Raw genomic sequence first — 16434 nt, forward strand, 5'->3', positions numbered from 1 at the left:
CCGGTGCCCGCAGGGCGCCGACGGCTTCCGGAATCCGTGGTCGGGGGGTGTCAGACCACCATGTTGTCGGCGAGCTCCTCGCTCAGGTTGGACTCCGTGCCCGGGATGCCCAGGTCCTGCGCCCGCTTGTCGGCCATGGCGAGCAGACGGCGGATGCGGCCCGCGACGGCGTCCTTGGTCAGCGGCGGGTCGGCGAGCGCGCCCAGCTCCTCCAGGGAGGCCTGCTTGTGCTCCATGCGCAGCCGTCCCGCGGCCGCCAGGTGCTCGGGCACCTCGTCGGCGAGGATCTCCAGGGCGCGCTGCACGCGGGCGCCCGCGGCGACGGCGGCGCGGGCCGAGCGGCGCAGGTTGGCGTCGTCGAAGTTGGCCAGGCGGTTGGCGGTGGCGCGGACCTCGCGGCGCATCCGCCGCTCCTCCCAGGCCAGCACCGACTCGTGGGCGCCGAGCCGCGTCAACAGGGCACCGATGGCGTCCCCGTCACGGACGACGACGCGGTCCACGCCGCGTACCTCCCGGGCCTTCGCGGCGATCTGGAGCCTGCGGGCCGCGCCGACCAGCGCGAGCGCCGCCTCCGGGCCCGGGCAGGTCACCTCCAGGGAGGAGGAGCGGCCGGGCTCGGTCAGCGAGCCGTGCGCGAGGAAGGCGCCGCGCCAGGCGGCCTCCGCGTCGCAGGTGGCCCCCGAGACCACCTGCGGGGGCAGGCCGCGGATGGGCCGGCCGCGGCCGTCCACCAGGCCGGTCTGCCGGGCCAGCTGGTCGCCGCCGGCGACCACCCGCACCACGTAGCGCGAGCCGCGGCGCAGGCCGCCCGGGGCCATCACAATGAGCTCCGAGCTGTGCCCGAAGATCTCCAGGATGTCCCGCTTGAGCCGCCTGGCCGCCATCGCCGTGTCCAGCTCCGCCTCGATCACGATGCGGCCGCTCACCAGGTGCAGGCCGCCGGCGAAGCGCAGGATCGCCGAGACCTCTGCTTTCCTGCAGCAGGTCCGGGTGACGGGAAGCCGGGAAATCTCGTCCTTCACCGCTGCCGTCATCGCCATGGGCCGATCCTTCCATGCATCCGAAAAATACGGTCGTACGCGGCGGCCAGCAGCTCCGGGTCGTGCTTGGGGCTGCCGTCCTGGCGGGCCACCGGCGCCAGCTCGACCGTGGCGCCGAACCGCTTTGCGGCATCGGTGAGGGATCCACGGTCGGGCACGGCGGCCTCGTCGGCCAGCACCACGTCCAGGGCGAGTTTAGGGGCGTGTCGGGCCAAAACCTCCAAATGACGCTGCGGAGAGAACCCTTCGGTTTCTCCGGGTTGCGGCGCGAGGTTGAGCGAGAGGATCCGGCGGGCCTTGGTCTCCGTCAGGGCGTCGAGCAGCTCGGGCACGAGCAGGTGCGGGATCACCGAGGAGAACCAGGATCCGGGGCCGAGAACCACCCAGTCGGCGTCCAGGACGGCCGCGACGGCCTCCGGGACGGCGGGCGGGTCCTGCGGGACGACGTGCACGGACTGCACCTCGCCCGGGGTGAGCGCGACGGTGGCCTGGCCGCACACGGTGTCCACGTCGTCGGGGCGCTCCGGGTCGTGGCCCTTGACCAGCGCCTGCAGTTCGAGCGGCACCGCGGACATGGGCAGCACGCGCCCGTGCGCGCCGAGCAGCCTGCCGACCAGGTCCAAGGCCTGGACGTGGTCGCCGAGCTGCTCCCACAGGGCGACGATCAGCAGATTGCCGACCGCGTGCTCGTGCAGGTCGCCCTTGGACTGGAAGCGGTGCTGGATGACGCGCGCCCAGGTCTGGCCCCAGTCGTCGTCCCCGCACAGCGCGGCGAGCGCCTTGCGCAGGTCGCCGGGCGGGAGCACGCCCAGCTCGTCGCGCAGGCGGCCGCTGGAGCCGCCGTCGTCGGCGACGGTCACCACGGCGGTGACGTCGCCGGTGATGCGGCGCAGCGCGGCCAGGGACGCCGACAGGCCCATGCCGCCGCCGAGGGCGACGACCTTGGGCTGGGCGCCCCTCTTGCGGCCCAGGCGGTTCAGGCGGAGCACCCGGCGGTTGGGCTTCATTCGCGCCCCATGTCCCGGTGGACGAGGACGGTCTCGATCCCGGCGGCGGTCAGACGGGCGGTCAGCTTCTCGGACGTGGCCACGGAGCGGTGCTTGCCGCCCGTACAGCCCACGGCGATGGTCACGTACCGCTTGCCCTCGCGGCGGTAGCCCGCGGCGATGAGCTGGAGCAGCTCGGTGTAGCGGTCGAGGAACTCCTTGGCGCCGGGCTGGTTGAAGACGTACGCCGACACCTCCTCGTTGAGCCCGGTGAACGGGCGCAGCTCGGGCACCCAGTGCGGGTTGGGCAGGAAGCGCATGTCCACGACCAGGTCCGCGTCGACCGGCAGGCCGTACTTGAACCCGAAGGACATCACGGTGGCCCGCAGCTCGGGCTCCTCGTCGCCCGCGAACTGGGCGTCCATCTTGGCGCGCAGCTCGTGCACGTTCAGGCTGGACGTGTCGATGAGCAGGTCGGCGTCGCCGCGCAGCTCGCGCAGGAGCTCGCGCTCGGCCGCGATGCCGTCGACGATGCGGCCGTCGCCCTGCAGCGGGTGCGGGCGGCGCACCGACTCGAAGCGGCGCACCAGGGCGTCGTCCGAGGACTCCAGGAAGACGATGCGCCGGGTGACGTGCTTGGACTCCAGGTCCGCGAGGGACTGGCGCAGGTTGTCGAAGAAGCGGCGGCCGCGGACGTCGACGACGACCGCGATGCGGGCCACGTTGCCCTGGGACCTGGCGCCGAGCTCCACCATGGTGGGGATCAGTGCCGGCGGCAGGTTGTCCACGACGAACCAGCCGAGGTCCTCCAGGCACTTGGCGGCCGTGGAGCGGCCCGCGCCGGACATCCCGGAGATGATCACCAGCTCGGGGATGGCCGCTTCCGCGGCCTCGCCCGGTTCGATGGTCGTGCCCGTACTCACTTGCTCTCCGCCTTCGCCGTGCTCGCTCATGTCTCCATCCCCCGTCGTGTCTCCGCGGTGCCCACGCGCGTGGGCACCTCGCTGTCGTCGGGCGAGTCTCCCGCCCCCGCGGGTTCCTCGCCGTGGTCCGAGTCACCCGCCGTCGCGGGTTCCTCCTCTTCCATGATCTCTCCGGTCGCGGTGTTCACGGCGGGCGCCGCCGGGGCGGCCTGGGCGAAGGCCGCGAGGACGGCCTCCGCCGTCTTGCGGCCTATGCCCGGAACCTCGCAGATCTGGTCGATGGTCGCGGACCTGAGCCGCTTCACCGAACCGAAGTGCTTGATCAGTGTCTGCTTGCGGGCCTCGCCCAGGCCGGGCACGGCGTCCAGCGGGCTCGCCTTGAAGCGCTTGGCCCGCTTCGACCGCTGGTAGGTGAGGGCGAAACGGTGCGCCTCGTCGCGCACGCGCTGGAGCAGGTACAGCCCCTCGCTGGTGCGGGGCAGGATCACCGGGTCGTCCTCGCCCGGCACCCAGACCTCTTCGAGGCGCTTGGCGAGGCCGCAGACCGCGATGTCGTCGATGCCCAGCTCGTCCAGGGCCCGCTGGGCGGCGGCGACCTGCGGCTGGCCGCCGTCGACGACGACGAGCTGCGGCGGGTACGCGAACTTCTTGGGCCGCCCGTCCTCCTCGGTGAGGCCGCCCTGGATGTCCTGGACGCCTTGGGCGTCCGGGGCCTCCTGGGCGTCCTCGGGGGACCACTCCCCCGTCTTCTCCTTCTCGGCCAGATAGCGCCGGAAGCGGCGGGTGATCACTTCGTGCATGGAGCGGACGTCGTCCTGCCCCTCGAAGCCTTTGATCTGGAAGCGGCGGTACTCGCTCTTGCGGCCGAGGCCGTCCTCGAAGACGACCATGGAGGCGACGACGTCGTCGCCCTGGAGGTGCGAGATGTCGTAGCACTCGATGCGCAGGGGGGCGCTGTCGAGCTCCAGGGCGGCGGCGATCTCCTCCAGGGCGCGGGAGCGCGTCGTCAGGTCGGAGGCGCGCTTGGTCTTGTGCAGCATGAGGGACTGCTGCGCGTTGCGCGCGACGGTCTCCATGAGGGCCTTCTTGTCGCCGCGCTGCGGGATGCGCAGCGACACGTTCGACCCGCGGCGCTGGGTGAGCCACTCCTGGACCGGGTCCGCGGGGTCGGGCAGCGCGGGGACGAGGACCTCCTTGGGGACGGCGTCGCCCGTCTCCTCTCCGTAGAGCTGCTGCAGGGCGTGCTCCACGAGGTCACCGGTGGTGACCGCCTCGACCTTGTCGGTGACCCAGCCGCGCTGACCGCGCACGCGTCCGCCGCGCACGTGGAAGATCTGGACGGCGGCCTCCAGCTCGTCCTCGGCGACGGCGATCAGGTCGGCGTCGGTGGCGTCGGCCAGGACGACGGCGCTCTTCTCCATCGCCTTCCTGAGGGCGCCCATGTCGTCGCGCAGCCGGGCCGCGCGCTCGTACTCCATGTCCTCGGCCGCGTCCGTCATCCGGCGCTCCAGACGCCGGATGTACGTCCCCGTGCGTCCGACCATGAAGTCGCAGAACTCCTCGGCCAGTTCGCGGTGTTCCTCGGCCGAGACGCGGTCCACGCAGGGCGCCGAGCACTTGCCGATGTAGCCGAGCAGACAGGGGCGGCCGGTGCGGGCGGCGTTCTTGAAGACGCCGGCGGAGCAGGTGCGGACGGGGAACACGCGCAGGAGCAGGTCGACGGTGTCGCGGATGGCCCACGCGTGGCCGTACGGACCGAAGTAGCGCACGCCCTTCTTCTTCTGACCGCGCATCACCTGCACGCGCGGGAATTCCTCGTTCATCGTCACCGCGAGGTACGGATAGCTCTTGTCGTCGCGGTACTTCACGTTGAACCGCGGGTCGTACTCCTTGATCCAGGTGTACTCGAGCTGGAGCGCGGCGGTCTCCGTGGCGACGACGGTCCACTCGACGGACGCCGCCGTCGTCACCATCGTGGCCGTGCGCGGGTGCAGGTTCGCCAGGTCCTGGAAGTAGCTCGCGAGGCGCTGGCGCAGGCTTTTGGCCTTCCCGACGTAGATCACCCGGCGGTGCTCGTCGCGGAACTTGTAGACCCCCGGCGAGTCGGGGATCTGCCCCGGCTTGGGGCGGTAGCTGGAAGGGTCGGCCATGTCGGACAGCCTACTGGCGAGGGGTGACAGTCAGTCGCGGCGGCCGCGCGACGCCCACGCCGACGGACCCGCCCGCCCTGTGTGAGGGCGGGCGGGGAACCTCCCGGCCGGAGGCCGGGACCGGCTCAGCCCAGACGCTCAGCCGAGACGGCGCGAACGCCGCCGCACAAGAGCGACCCCGGACAGCCCGAGCGCGACCAGCGCCCCGGCCCCGGCCACCGTGGAGGCGACGGTCATCGCCCCGTCGGAGGAGGCCGACGCGGACTCCGTCCGGGCGCCGGAGTCGGACTTGGCCCCGGAGGCCGCCGCCGCCCCGCCCGAAGGCTCTTCGGTGAAGCCTCCGGCCTTGCCGGACTTCCCGTACGCGGACCCCGGCAGCTTGTCCCCATAAGCCTTGTGGACCCGCTTCTGGTACGCCACGACAGTGGTCCCCTCCGCACCGACCGCCCGCCGCGCGTCCTTGTCGAGGGGAAGCACCCGCGTCCCCTTGGTGACGTACCAGCCGTTGATCTGCGGCTCGAGGAAGACGGTACCTCCGGGGGCCTTGTCGGCACCCACGCGCGCGTAGTGGGTCTCGTCGTCCCCGGTGGCGATGTTCACGATCTGCCAGGAGCCGCCCTGCCGGACGGCCCAGAGCGACGCCTCCTGGCCGTCGGACGAGACCGCCTTGCTGGCCAGGAACTGCATGCGGGCGATGGGCGCGTCCTTCTTGCCGGCGACGAAGTCGGGCGACAAGTAGTAGACGGGTACGGCCTTGTCGCCCGCCACGCGCGGCTCGGCCGCCGCCTTGGTGACGGCTCCTTCGCGGGCGAAGAAGCGGGAGAGTGTGTCGAGGGTCTTCGGGGCCTCGGCCGCGTCGTGGGCGGCGTTGCGCGAGGCGTCCGAGGGTGCCGGTGGCGCGGCCGGACCGGAGTCGGCGGTGGCGTGCGGCGCCGCGACGCCGAGGAACAGCGCGGCGGCCGACCCGGCGAGCACGGCCTTGAGGGACGTACGCGAAACGTGACGGTTCATCGCGATCACGCCCCGATCCGGTACAGCGAGTGGGTCCAGGAGAAGGTGTTGTTGTTGACGTACCAGGAGTGGGACGCCCAGTTGTAGCGGTCGCTGGAGGGCCATGGGTCGCCCCAGTACACCCAGTCGTTGGCCGTGTCGTAGCCGTAGATGGTGTGCATGTGGCCGCCGCCGTTGGACCACAGGATGCGGGTCTCTATGGGGCGGTTGGCATTGATCTCGGCCTGCACGGTGGGGTAGCGCAGCCAGCCGGTGACGTACGAACCGGAGTTGATGCCCGCCCATCGGAGGCCGGTCTGCACATTGCCCAGGGTGGCCTGGTTGTTGGGGCACTCGGTGTTCTGGTTGCGGCCGAAGGCGGCGTTGCAGAACTGGTTCTGGCTGTAGTTCTTGCCGAGGTACGTGGCGATGGTGTTGCCCGCCGCGGCCCAGCACCAGTTGGTCTTCTGCTGCGCCTGCATGGTGATGTTCAGGCGCTTGGCGGCGAGAACCGACGGGTCGGCCGCTCCCGAGGCGGCCGGAGCGACGATCGACGACGTGTCGTGCGGTGCCGCGACGGCGGTGGCCGCCGGTACGGCTAGGAATGCCGCCGCCGCGACGGCGAGCGCGGTCAGCCGTCTGCGACGGCTCGATCCGCTGGACGTGTGGTGCATCGCGTTCCTCCCGAACAGGGTGGGGGTGAAGGCTGGAGGAGCGCGTCCGGACGCTTGCGATTGAGCATCAGGTGTTGTCGGGTGCAGGTCAACACGCTTCAATGCGGGCTAACTTGAAGCGTGAACGAGGGCGTACCCGTGTGAACACCGGTCGTACGCTCACCTGGCCACCCGCTCCGACCGGGGCGTACACCCGCGCGGCCGGAGTGAACGTTCACAGAAAGGACCTGCGGTGCGGAACGTCTCTCCCCCCACGACGGCCCTCGCGGACGACACCCCGGCGGACCTCGCCACCGCCCTGCGCACCGGCCCGTTCCACGTCGCCCTGCGCGCCGCGATCGCCGCCAGGCGCCTGCCCCTGCAACGCGTACGCCATCATCTCGCCCGCGCGGGCGTCAACGTCGGCGTGACGAGTCTCAGCTACTGGCAGCAGGGCGCGCGACGCCCCCAGCGGCCCGAGTCGCTACGGGCCGTACGCGCCCTGGAGGAGATCCTCCAACTGCCGGAGGAATCCCTCATCAGGCTGCTCGCCCGAGCCGACGAGCGCACCGACACCGAGCGGCCCGCCGCCCGTTCGTACCGCTCCCTGGTGGAGGCGTCCGACGTCCTGCAGTCCCTGATCGCCGACCTCGGGTCCCCGCTCGACGGCGGTCTGCACACCATCGGCCACCACGAGCGCATACGCATCGGCCCGCGCCGTGAACTCCTCGGACGCGACTCCCAGCACGTCGTACGCGCCCACACCGACGGCATCGACCGCTACTTGGCCATCCATCACGGGGACCCGGGCTGCGCCCCCGAGCACATGGAGGTGCGCGCCCTGGAGAACTGCCGCACCGGGCGCGTGCGCTGGCACCACGACACCGGTGTGCTGGTCGCCGAGCTGCTCTTCGACGCCCGGCTGCGCGCGGGCGACACCCATCTTTTCTGCTACGGCTTCGAGGACGGCACGGCGGGCACGAGTGCCGAGTACGTACGCGGGTTCAGCTTCACCGGGGGCCAGTACGCGCTCCAGGTGCGCTTCGCCGAGGACGCGCTGCCCGCGCGCTGCCACCGGTTCACCCAGCGCTCGACGGCCGCGCCGCGCCTGGGCCGCCAGGAGCTGACGCTGAGCGGGAGCCATCGGTCGGTGCATCTGGTGGAGCCGCAGGTGCGGGCGGGGCTCATCGGGATCGGGTGGGACTGGGAGTGAACCGGCGGGACCTGGTGGGACCGGGAGCGAGCTGACGGGACGTGGTGGGACCGGGAGCGAGTCGGCCTCGCCGTTCAGGGGCCGGTCAGGCCCCCGGGCCCGCCACGATCTTGCCGCCCGCCACCTTCACCGGCAGCTCCTCCAGCGGTGTCACCGCGGGCTCGCGCAGCACCTTGCCGTTCCTCGCGTCGAACTGGCTCCCGTGGCACTGGCAGGTCAGCTTGCTGCCCTGGAGCTTCTCGATGGGGCACTGCGCGTGCGTGCAGATGCTGCTGAACGCCTTGTACTCGTCGTCGGCGATCCGGCTGACCACCACGTGGTCGTCGGTGTAGAGCTTCGATCCGCCCACCGGCACCTCGTCGGCCGCGCCCAGGTCCACCGGCTTCGTCGGCGCGGAACGGCTGCCGCCGTCCCCCGACGAACAGGCGGTGAGCCCGAGCCCGGCGGCCGGGACGAGTGCGGCCGCGCGCAGCACGGTACGGCGGGCGGGGGACGTGCCGGACATGAAGTCTCCACAGGTCAAGGGGGTTCGGCGACGATTCAGACCCTACCCGGGGGCCGATCCGTGACCGGGTGGGGCACGTCGGTGCCCGAGTACCGCCCGCTTCGGCCGCGCCCGCCCGGTCAGGCTCTAGCCTGTGCGCAGGCGGCCGCCGGCAGCGCGGGGCGAGCGCGGGCGTACGGGAAGTAGCAGGCGTACGGGGAGCACGGGAAGTACCGGAAAGGAACCGCCAGTGATAGTCGTCGCAGGAGAAGCTCTCATCGACCTCGTTCCGCAGGGCACGGGTTCGCCTTCAGGTGGGGCCGCTTCACCTTCGGGTGGGGCCTCCCAAAGCGGGTCCCTCCCCGCCCTCGCGCCGCGGCTCGGCGGCGGGCCGTACAACACGGCGGTCGCGCTCGGCCGCCTCGGCTCCCCCACCGCGTTCTGCTCCCGGGTCTCGCTCGACGCGTTCGGCGAGGCGCTGCTCGCGGGCCTGCGGGCCGCGGACGTCGACGTGTCGTACGTCCAGCGCGGCGCCGAACCCACGACGCTGGCCGTCGCCTCGGTCGGCGCGGACGGCTCGGCCGGCTACTCCTTCTACGTCGACGGCACCGCCGACCGCCTCTTCGCCGTGCCGCGCCGGATCCCGGACAGCGTGCGGGCGCTGTCCTTCGGGACCTGCTCGCTCGTCCTGGAGCCGGGCGCGAGCGCGTACGAGGAGTTGCTGCGGCGCGAGGCGGCACGCGGCGTCTTCACGGCGCTCGACCCCAACATCCGCGCCGTCCTCATCCCCGACGCCGACGCCTACCGCGCCCGCTTCAAGAACTGGCTGCCGTCGGTGGCGCTCCTGAAGGTGTCCGAGGAGGACGCGCGCTGGCTTGGCGGCACGCCCGAGGAGTGGCTGGCGTCGGGGCCGGTGGCAGTGGTGGTGACGCGCGGCGGCGACGGCCTGTCCGTCTTCACGCGCGACGGCGGCGAGGTCTGTGTGCCGGGCGTCCCGGTCGACGTCGTGGACACGATCGGCGCGGGCGACACGGTCAACGCGGCGCTGCTGCACGGCCTCGCCGCGCGGGGCGCGCTGTCGGCGCACGCGGTGGCGGGTCTCGGCGTCGACGCCTGGGCCGAGGTGCTGCGGTTCGCGGCGCGCGCGGCGGCGATCACCTGCTCACGGGCGGGGGCGGAACCGCCGTACGCAAGGGAGTTGGGCGAGGACGGCGGCTTCGCCGACTAGACCACGGGATTGGCCGGGCTCGGGCCGCCGGGAACGGCGGCTAGCCGCTGACCGCGCGAAGCCCGCCCGGCTGCCGCCCGTTCAGCCGGTCGAGCGCGGCCGACGTGGCGTCGTCGGCCGGGAGGTGCACCAGGAGTCGCTGGCCGTCGACGTCCGGCAGGGCGAGCGATTCGTACGAAAGCCGCAGCGCACCGGCCTCCGGATGGTCGAGGCTCTGCACTCCGCTGCGCCGCGGCAGTCCCGGCACGGCCTCGATGCGGTCGGAGAACGGTGCCCCGGCGAGGACCGTCAACTCGTCGACGAACTGCATCACATGGGGGTCGATCATCGGTGATTCGCTTCTCAGGTGCGCGATCTGCTCGTCGGCGACGCGGTCCCACTCGGTGAACGCGGTGCGCGCCCGCTCGTCGGTGAACACGAACCGCAGCAGGTTGGGCCGCTCGCCGTCGAGCAGGCCGAGCGGGCGGGCGATCCGTTCGTAGCCCGTCGTGTACGCGAGGACGTCGCTGAGCCGGTTGAGCAGCACGGCCGGGGTGGGTTCGAGGAGATCGACCAGGGCGCGCACGGTGGGCCGCACGGACAGGGCGGGCGGCGGGGCCGCGGAGCAGCAGGGGTCGTCGGCGCCGTTGCTCGCCTTCTCCAGGCGGCGCAGGTGGATGCGCTCCTCCACGGTCAGTCTCAGTACGTCGGCGAGTGAACCGAGCACGGACGGCGACGGGTTGCGGTCGCGGCCCTGTTCCAGGCGGGTCAGGTACTCGACGCTGATGCCGGCGAGGGTGGCGACTTCGGAGCGGCGCAGTCCGGGGGTGCGGCGGCGCGGGCCGCTGGGGAGGCCCACTTCGGTGGGGGTGACGGCCTCGCGGCGGGCACGGAGGAAGGCTCCCAGCTCGTTGTCGCTCACCGTTCGAACGTATCAGGGTGATCCCGGGGGCGGCGGCCCCTGATGGTGGCCCTGCCACTACCAGTCTCAGCCCGGCCTTCCTCGCGCCTTCGCCCCGTCCCAGAGTGGACGGCATGACCTTCGAGACCAACACCGCTGACGCCACCACCGCCCTGCCCCTTCCGGCGGGCCGCTGGGCGCTCGACCCGCTGCACTCCGCCGTGAACTTCACCATCCGCCACCTGGGCATCTCCAAGGTGCGGGGCCGTTTCACGCAGTTCGACGCGGAGCTGGTGGTGGGCGGGACCTTGGACACGACGGCGGTGAACGCCACGATCGCCCTCGCCTCGATCGACACCGGCAACCCGGACCGTGACGCGCACGTCCGCGCCTCCGATCTGCTCGACGTGGAGAAGCGTCCGACGATGGCGTTCCGCTCGACCGGGATCACGGGCGGCGGCGAGGACTGGACGATGGCGGGCGACCTGACCATCGGCGACGTCACCCGTCCGGTGACGCTGGCTGTGGAGTTCGGCGGCCTCGGCGAGTTCGGCGACACCCGGCACGCGGGCTTCGAGGCGACGGGTGAGATCCGCCGCAGCGAGTACGGCCTGACCTTCGCCCCCGGCATGCTCGGCGAGGCCGTGAAGATCCAGCTGGACATGCAGTTCCTGGAGCCGGGGAAGGCCGAGGCGTAGGGGGCGGCGGGCGCCGGGCGCCCACTTGTTCAGCTCCCGCTCGTCCAGCTTGTTCAGCTCTCGCCCGTCCAGCTTGTTCCGGCTCTCGCCCGTTCAGCTCTCGCCCATTCAGTGCTCACCGAAGGCGCCGTGTCGTCCCGCCCCCGCGGCGAAGCGCGCGGCGCCTTCGGCCGCTTCGCCCAGCGCGTGCAGCCCGTGCCTCAACTCGCCCGCGAGCGCCTGTCGTTCGGGCAGCCCGTGCTGTTCCCGCGCGGAGAGCCGGTCGTGCCGCAGGCAGGTCTGCGGGAACGCGGCGATCTCGGCGGCGAGCCGCTCGGCCGCCGCGCGGGCGCTTCCCTTCGGTACGACACGGTTGACGAGGCCCATGCCGAGCGCCTCCGTGGCGTCGACCGGGCGGCCGGTGAGGATGAGGTCCATGGCGCGCCCCTCCCCGACGATCCGGGGCAGCCGCACCGTACCGCCGTCGATGAGCGGCACACCCCAGCGGCGGCAGAACACTCCGAACACGGCGTCCTCCTCGGCGACCCGCAGATCGCACCAGAGCGCGAGCTCCAGGCCGCCCGCGACGGCATGCCCGGAGACAGCCGCGATGACGGGCTTGGAGAGGTCGAGGCGGGTGGGCCCCATCGGCCCGTCGTTCGCACCGTTCTCGCCGCCCTCACCGTCCTCGCTGTTCACCTCGGCGACCACGTTGCCGTCCGGCGTGCCCAGCGCCTTGAGGTCGGCGCCCGCGCAGAACGTGCCGCCCTCGCCCCACAGCACGGCGACCGACGCCTCCGGATCGGCGTCGAAGGCACGGAAGGCGTCGGCGAGGGCCTTGGCGGAGGGCCCGTCGACGGCGTTGCGCGCGTGCGGGCGGGACAGGACGACGGTGGTGACGGGGCCCTGACGTTCGATCCGCACGGGCACGTCGGCTGCTGCGGGCATGTCGTACGTCTCCTTGGTCGTCGTACGTCTACGTCCTCGACGTACGTCCTCTTGATCGTCGTACGTGTTCCTGCTGCCGGGCGCACCCTGCCCGCCCTCGTCCCACCACCCGATCACGTCGGCGTACCCCTCAACAAGCCGACAGCGCGCCGCCCTTGGCACGGGCGGCGCGCTGCGTCGGCTGATGGGGCTCGGTGATCAGGCCTTGCGGGTCCTGGTCGCCGTCTTCTTCGCGGCACTCTTCTTGGCGGCCGGCTTCGAAGCCGCCGTCTTCGAAGCAGTCGCCTTCGTGGCCGCCGACTTCGTGGCCGCCGACTTCGCCGTGGTCGTCTTCTTGGCGGCTGCCTTGGTGACCGTCTTCTTGGCGGTCGACGTGGCCGCCGCGACCGTCTTCTTGGCGGGAGCCTTCCTCGTGGCCTTGCGCGCCGGCGGCACGCCCGCGTCGCTGATCCGGTCCGGGGCGATGATGTCCCGGAGGAACTTGCCGGTGTGGCTGGCCGGGACCCCGGCGACCTGCTCGGGGGTGCCCTCGGCGATGACGAGGCCGCCGCCGCTGCCGCCCTCCGGGCCCATGTCGACGACCCAGTCCGCGGTCTTGATCACGTCGAGGTTGTGCTCGATGACGATGACCGTGTTGCCCTTGTCGACGAGGCCGGACAGGACCGTGATCAGCTTGCTGATGTCTTCGAAGTGCAGACCGGTGGTGGGCTCGTCGAGGACGTAGACCGTGCGGCCCGTGGAGCGTTTCTGGAGCTCGCTGGCCAGCTTCACGCGCTGGGCCTCGCCTCCGGAGAGCGTGGGCGCGGACTGGCCGAGGCGCACATAGCCGAGGCCCACGTCGTGCAGCGTCTTCAGGTGACGGGCGATGGCGGGCACGGCCTCGAAGAAGCCGAGCGCCTCCTCGATGGGCATGTCGAGGACCTCGGCGATGGACTTGCCCTTGTAGTGCACGTCCAGGGTCTCGCGGTTGTAGCGCGCGCCGCGGCAGACCTCGCACGGGACGTACACGTCCGGGAGGAAGTTCATCTCGATCTTGATGGTGCCGTCGCCGGAGCAGTTCTCGCAGCGGCCGCCCTTGACGTTGAAGGAGAAGCGCCCGGGGAGATAGCCCCGGACCTTCGCCTCCGTGGTCTCCGCGAAGAGCTTGCGGACGTGGTCGAAGACTCCGGTGTACGTCGCCGGGTTCGAGCGCGGGGTGCGGCCGATGGGCGACTGGTCGACGTGCACCACCTTGTCGACGAGGTCGTCGCCGTCCACGCGGGTGTGGCGCCCGGGGACGGACCTGGCGCCGTTCAGCTCGCGGGCCAGGTGGGTGTAGAGGATGTCGTTGACCAGCGTCGACTTGCCGGAGCCCGAGACGCCGGTGACGGCGGTGAGGACGCCGAGCGGGAAGGAGACGTCGATGTCCCGCAGGTTGTTCTCGCGGGCGCCGTGCACCGTGAGCCGGCGCGTGGGGTCGGCGGGGCGGCGCAGGTCGGGCACGGGGATGGACCTCTTGCCCGCCAGATACTGGCCCGTGACCGACTTCTCGTTGTCGAGCAGCTCCTTCAGGGAGCCGCTGTGCACGACCTTGCCGCCGTGCTCGCCGGCGCCGGGGCCGATGTCGACGACCCAGTCGGCGACCTTGATGGTGTCTTCGTCGTGCTCGACGACGATCAGGGTGTTGCCCATGTCGCGGAGGCGGACCAGCGTCTCGATGAGGCGGTGGTTGTCGCGCTGGTGCAGGCCGATGGACGGCTCGTCGAGGACGTAGAGCACGCCGACCAGGCCGGAGCCGATCTGGGTGGCCAGGCGGATGCGCTGGGCCTCGCCGCCGGAGAGGGTGCCCGCGGCGCGGTTGAGCGACAGGTAGTCCAGGCCGACGTCGACCAGGAAGCGCAGCCGTTCGTTGACCTCCTTCAGGACCCGCTCGGCGATCTTCTTGTCGCGGGCGCCGAGCTTCAGCTCGGCGAGGAAGTCCGCGCAGTCGCTGATCGACATCGCGGAGACCTCGGCGATGGACTTCCCCATGACCGTGACGGCCAGGACGATCGGCTTGAGGCGGGTGCCCTCACAGGTCGGGCAGGGCACCTCGCGCATGTAGCCCTCGAAGCGCTCGCGGCTGGCGTCGCTCTCGGCCTCGCTGTGCCGCCGCTTGACGAAGGGGACGGCGCCTTCGAAGGCGGTGGTGTAGACGCGCTCTCTGCCGTACCGATTCCTGTAGCGGACCTCGATCTGGGTCTTGTGGCCGTGCAGGAGGGCCTTCTTGGCGCGCTGCGGCAGGCCCGCCCAGGGCATGTCCGTGGAGAAGCCGAGCGCGTCGGCGAGGGCTCCGACCAGGCGGCCGAAGTAGTCCTTGGTGTGGCCGTGCGACCAGGGGTGGATGGCGCCTTCGTCGAGCGACTTGTCCTCGTCGGGGACGATCAGCTCGGGGTCGACCTCCATGCGCGTGCCGATGCCGGTGCAGTCGGGGCAGGCGCCGAAGGGCGAGTTGAAGGAGAAGGAGCGGGGTTCGAGCTCTTCGAAGGACAGGTCGTCGTACGGGCAGTAGAGGTGCTCCGAGTACATCCGCTCGCGCTCGGGGTCGTCCTCGGGGAGGTCGACGAAGTCCAGGACGACCATGCCTCCGGCGAGGCCGAGCGCGGTCTCCACGGAGTCCGTCAGGCGGCGCTTGGCGCTGTCCTTGACGGTGAGGCGGTCGATGACCACCTCGATGGTGTGCTTCTCCTGCTTCTTCAGCGTGGGCGGCTCGGAGAGCTGGATGGTCTCGCCGTCCACCCGGGCGCGGCTGTAGCCCTTGGTCTGGAGGTCGGCGAAGAGGTCGACGAACTCGCCCTTGCGCTCGCGCACCAGCGGGGACAGCACCTGGAAGCGGCTGCCCTCGGGCAGTTCGAGGACCTTGTCGACGATGGCCTGCGGGGACTGGCGGGTGATCGGGCGGCCGCACTCGGGGCAGTGCGGCTTGCCGATGCGGGCGAAGAGCAGGCGCAGGTAGTCGTAGACCTCGGTGATGGTGCCGACCGTGGAGCGCGGGTTGCGCGAGGTCGACTTCTGGTCGATGGAGACCGCGGGCGAGAGGCCCTCGATGAAGTCGACGTCCGGCTTGTCCATCTGGCCGAGGAACTGGCGGGCGTACGACGACAGGGACTCGACGTACCTCCGCTGGCCCTCGGCGAAGATCGTGTCGAACGCGAGCGAGGACTTACCGGACCCGGACAGACCGGTGAAGACGATGAGGGAGTCACGCGGGAGGTCGAGCGAGACGTTCTTGAGATTGTGCTCGCGCGCGCCACGGACGATGAGACGGTCGGCCACGCCGGTCCGCACCTTTCTTTGAGAGAAGTGACAGGGGCGGGGCCCCCGTCCTTCACAGACTAGGGCGACCCACTGACAACGCCGGGCCGGATTCTCCGGTGGAGACGACGGAACGATGAAACCCCGACTACTCAAGAGTGCCCGATGCCGCGACCGAGCTTATAGCACGGGCATTCGATTTGCGGGGGTGGTCCACCGTCTTCACCCGATCGTGTGGACGGGGCTATCGTCGGGCCCATGATTGATCATGTGCGCGACCTGGCGTCTGTACGTGACGCGACCGAACGGCTGCTCGCCGCAGCCGCCGCATTGGACAACGTTTCGATGGCCGAGCCGTCACGGCTTCCCGGCTGGACGCGTGGCCACGTCCTCGCCCACGTGGCGCGGAACGCCGACGCTCTTGTGAATGTTCTGGCCGGGCGGCCCATGTATGTGAGCGGGGAGGCGCGGGACGCGGACATCGAGCGGGACGCTCCGCGGGCGATGGAGGTGCAGCTCGCGGACCTGCGCGAGAGCGCGGCCCGCTTCCAGGAGGAGGGGGATCGGCCCGCGGACTGGTCCCGCACCGTGGAGCTGCGCAACGGCGTCAAGGACGCCGCCGCGAACGTGCCGTTCCGGCGCTGGATCGAGGTGGAGCTGCACCACGTCGACCTCGGCGTCGGCTACGAGCTGGAGGACCTCTCCGCGGAGTTCACCCAGCGGGAGATCAACTTCCTCGTCAATCGCTTCAGGAACCACCCGGGCCTGCCCGCTGTGGACATCCGGCAGGACGACGGCCGCGTGCTCGCCACGGGCGCCGTCGAAGGCGTCACTCTGGAGCAGATCGAGCAGGGCCACGAGCGCACGGCCGACGTCACGGTCAGCGGCCGCCAGGCGGACCTCCTGGGCTGGCTCGCCGGGCGCCGCGACGGGGCCGCGCTGACCGTCGGAGGCGGCCCCCTCCCCGCCCTCCCCCCGCTATAGGCTGG

General features: G+C 71.5%; 14 protein-coding genes. 4 read left to right on the top strand and 10 right to left on the bottom strand.

Going from position 1 to position 16434, the window contains the following annotated elements; all coding sequences use genetic code 11:
- Positions 1–50 precede the first annotated feature (50 nt).
- From whiA to IEY91_RS24530, 6 genes are all read right to left on the bottom strand, one after another.
- Positions 51–1040 carry a DNA-binding protein WhiA gene (gene whiA / locus IEY91_RS24505; protein WP_164325967.1) on the bottom strand — a complete coding sequence of 330 codons (990 nt, stop codon included), beginning with the start codon at positions 1038–1040 and terminating at the stop codon, positions 51–53.
- Complete coding sequence (locus IEY91_RS24510; protein ID WP_229697209.1) at positions 1031–2047, bottom strand: gluconeogenesis factor YvcK family protein; 1017 nt, start codon at positions 2045–2047, stop codon at positions 1031–1033. The genes whiA and IEY91_RS24510 overlap by 10 nt, the downstream gene beginning before the upstream one ends.
- Positions 2044–2979, bottom strand: coding sequence for an RNase adapter RapZ (gene rapZ / locus IEY91_RS24515; RefSeq protein WP_189175709.1), 936 nt, complete (start codon positions 2977–2979; stop codon positions 2044–2046). The genes IEY91_RS24510 and rapZ overlap by 4 nt, the downstream gene beginning before the upstream one ends.
- Positions 2976–5099, bottom strand: a complete 2124-nt coding sequence (gene uvrC / locus IEY91_RS24520) for an excinuclease ABC subunit UvrC (RefSeq protein ID WP_189175710.1) — start codon at positions 5097–5099, stop codon at positions 2976–2978. The genes rapZ and uvrC overlap by 4 nt, the downstream gene beginning before the upstream one ends.
- A gap of 138 nt (positions 5100–5237) precedes the next feature.
- Entirely contained in the window at positions 5238–6110 is an 873-nt protein-coding gene (locus IEY91_RS24525; protein WP_189175711.1) for a hypothetical protein, read from the bottom strand.
- A 5-nt stretch (positions 6111–6115) separates the two neighbouring features.
- Positions 6116–6763, bottom strand: coding sequence for a papain-like cysteine protease family protein (locus IEY91_RS24530; protein ID WP_189175712.1), 648 nt, complete (start codon positions 6761–6763; stop codon positions 6116–6118).
- Between the two features lie 232 nt (positions 6764–6995).
- On the opposite strand from IEY91_RS24530, the gene IEY91_RS24535 reads away from it, so the two are divergent.
- Entirely contained in the window at positions 6996–7955 is a 960-nt protein-coding gene (locus tag IEY91_RS24535) for a hypothetical protein (RefSeq protein WP_164325962.1), read from the top strand.
- Positions 7956–8040: 85 nt separating this feature from the next.
- Here IEY91_RS24535 and IEY91_RS24540 read toward each other — a convergent pair whose 3' ends face one another.
- A complete protein-coding gene (locus IEY91_RS24540) occupies positions 8041–8460 on the bottom strand; it encodes a Rieske (2Fe-2S) protein (RefSeq protein ID WP_164325961.1) in 420 nt (139 codons plus the stop codon).
- Between the two features lie 229 nt (positions 8461–8689).
- On the opposite strand from IEY91_RS24540, the gene IEY91_RS24545 reads away from it, so the two are divergent.
- The gene (locus IEY91_RS24545) at positions 8690–9667 is read left to right on the top strand and encodes a carbohydrate kinase family protein (protein WP_189175713.1); all 978 of its coding nucleotides are present in this window, start codon (positions 8690–8692) and stop codon (positions 9665–9667) included.
- Positions 9668–9707: 40 nt separating this feature from the next.
- Here the strand turns inward: IEY91_RS24545 and IEY91_RS24550 are convergent, their stop codons facing one another.
- Entirely contained in the window at positions 9708–10568 is an 861-nt protein-coding gene (locus IEY91_RS24550) for a helix-turn-helix transcriptional regulator (RefSeq protein ID WP_164325959.1), read from the bottom strand.
- 113 nt (positions 10569–10681) lie between these two features.
- Here IEY91_RS24550 and IEY91_RS24555 point away from each other — a divergent pair, with 113 nt between their 5' ends.
- A complete protein-coding gene (locus IEY91_RS24555) occupies positions 10682–11245 on the top strand; it encodes a YceI family protein (RefSeq protein ID WP_189175714.1) in 564 nt (187 codons plus the stop codon).
- Positions 11246–11353: 108 nt separating this feature from the next.
- Here IEY91_RS24555 and IEY91_RS24560 read toward each other — a convergent pair whose 3' ends face one another.
- Together IEY91_RS24560 and uvrA are read right to left on the bottom strand one after the other, a co-directional pair.
- On the bottom strand, positions 11354–12172 hold the full coding sequence (locus IEY91_RS24560; RefSeq protein ID WP_189175828.1) for a crotonase/enoyl-CoA hydratase family protein: 819 nt from the start codon (positions 12170–12172) through the stop codon (positions 11354–11356).
- Between the two features lie 198 nt (positions 12173–12370).
- On the bottom strand, positions 12371–15466 hold the full coding sequence (uvrA, locus tag IEY91_RS24565) for an excinuclease ABC subunit UvrA (RefSeq protein WP_189175715.1): 3096 nt from the start codon (positions 15464–15466) through the stop codon (positions 12371–12373).
- Positions 15467–15703: 237 nt separating this feature from the next.
- Between uvrA and IEY91_RS24570 the strand changes: the two genes are divergently transcribed.
- The gene (locus IEY91_RS24570; RefSeq protein WP_189175716.1) at positions 15704–16429 is read left to right on the top strand and encodes a maleylpyruvate isomerase family mycothiol-dependent enzyme; all 726 of its coding nucleotides are present in this window, start codon (positions 15704–15706) and stop codon (positions 16427–16429) included.
- The last annotated feature ends 5 nt before the right edge of the window (positions 16430–16434 follow it).

This window comes from Streptomyces lasiicapitis, assembly GCF_014646335.1.
Classification (GTDB): Bacteria; Actinomycetota; Actinomycetes; order Streptomycetales; family Streptomycetaceae; genus Streptomyces; species Streptomyces lasiicapitis.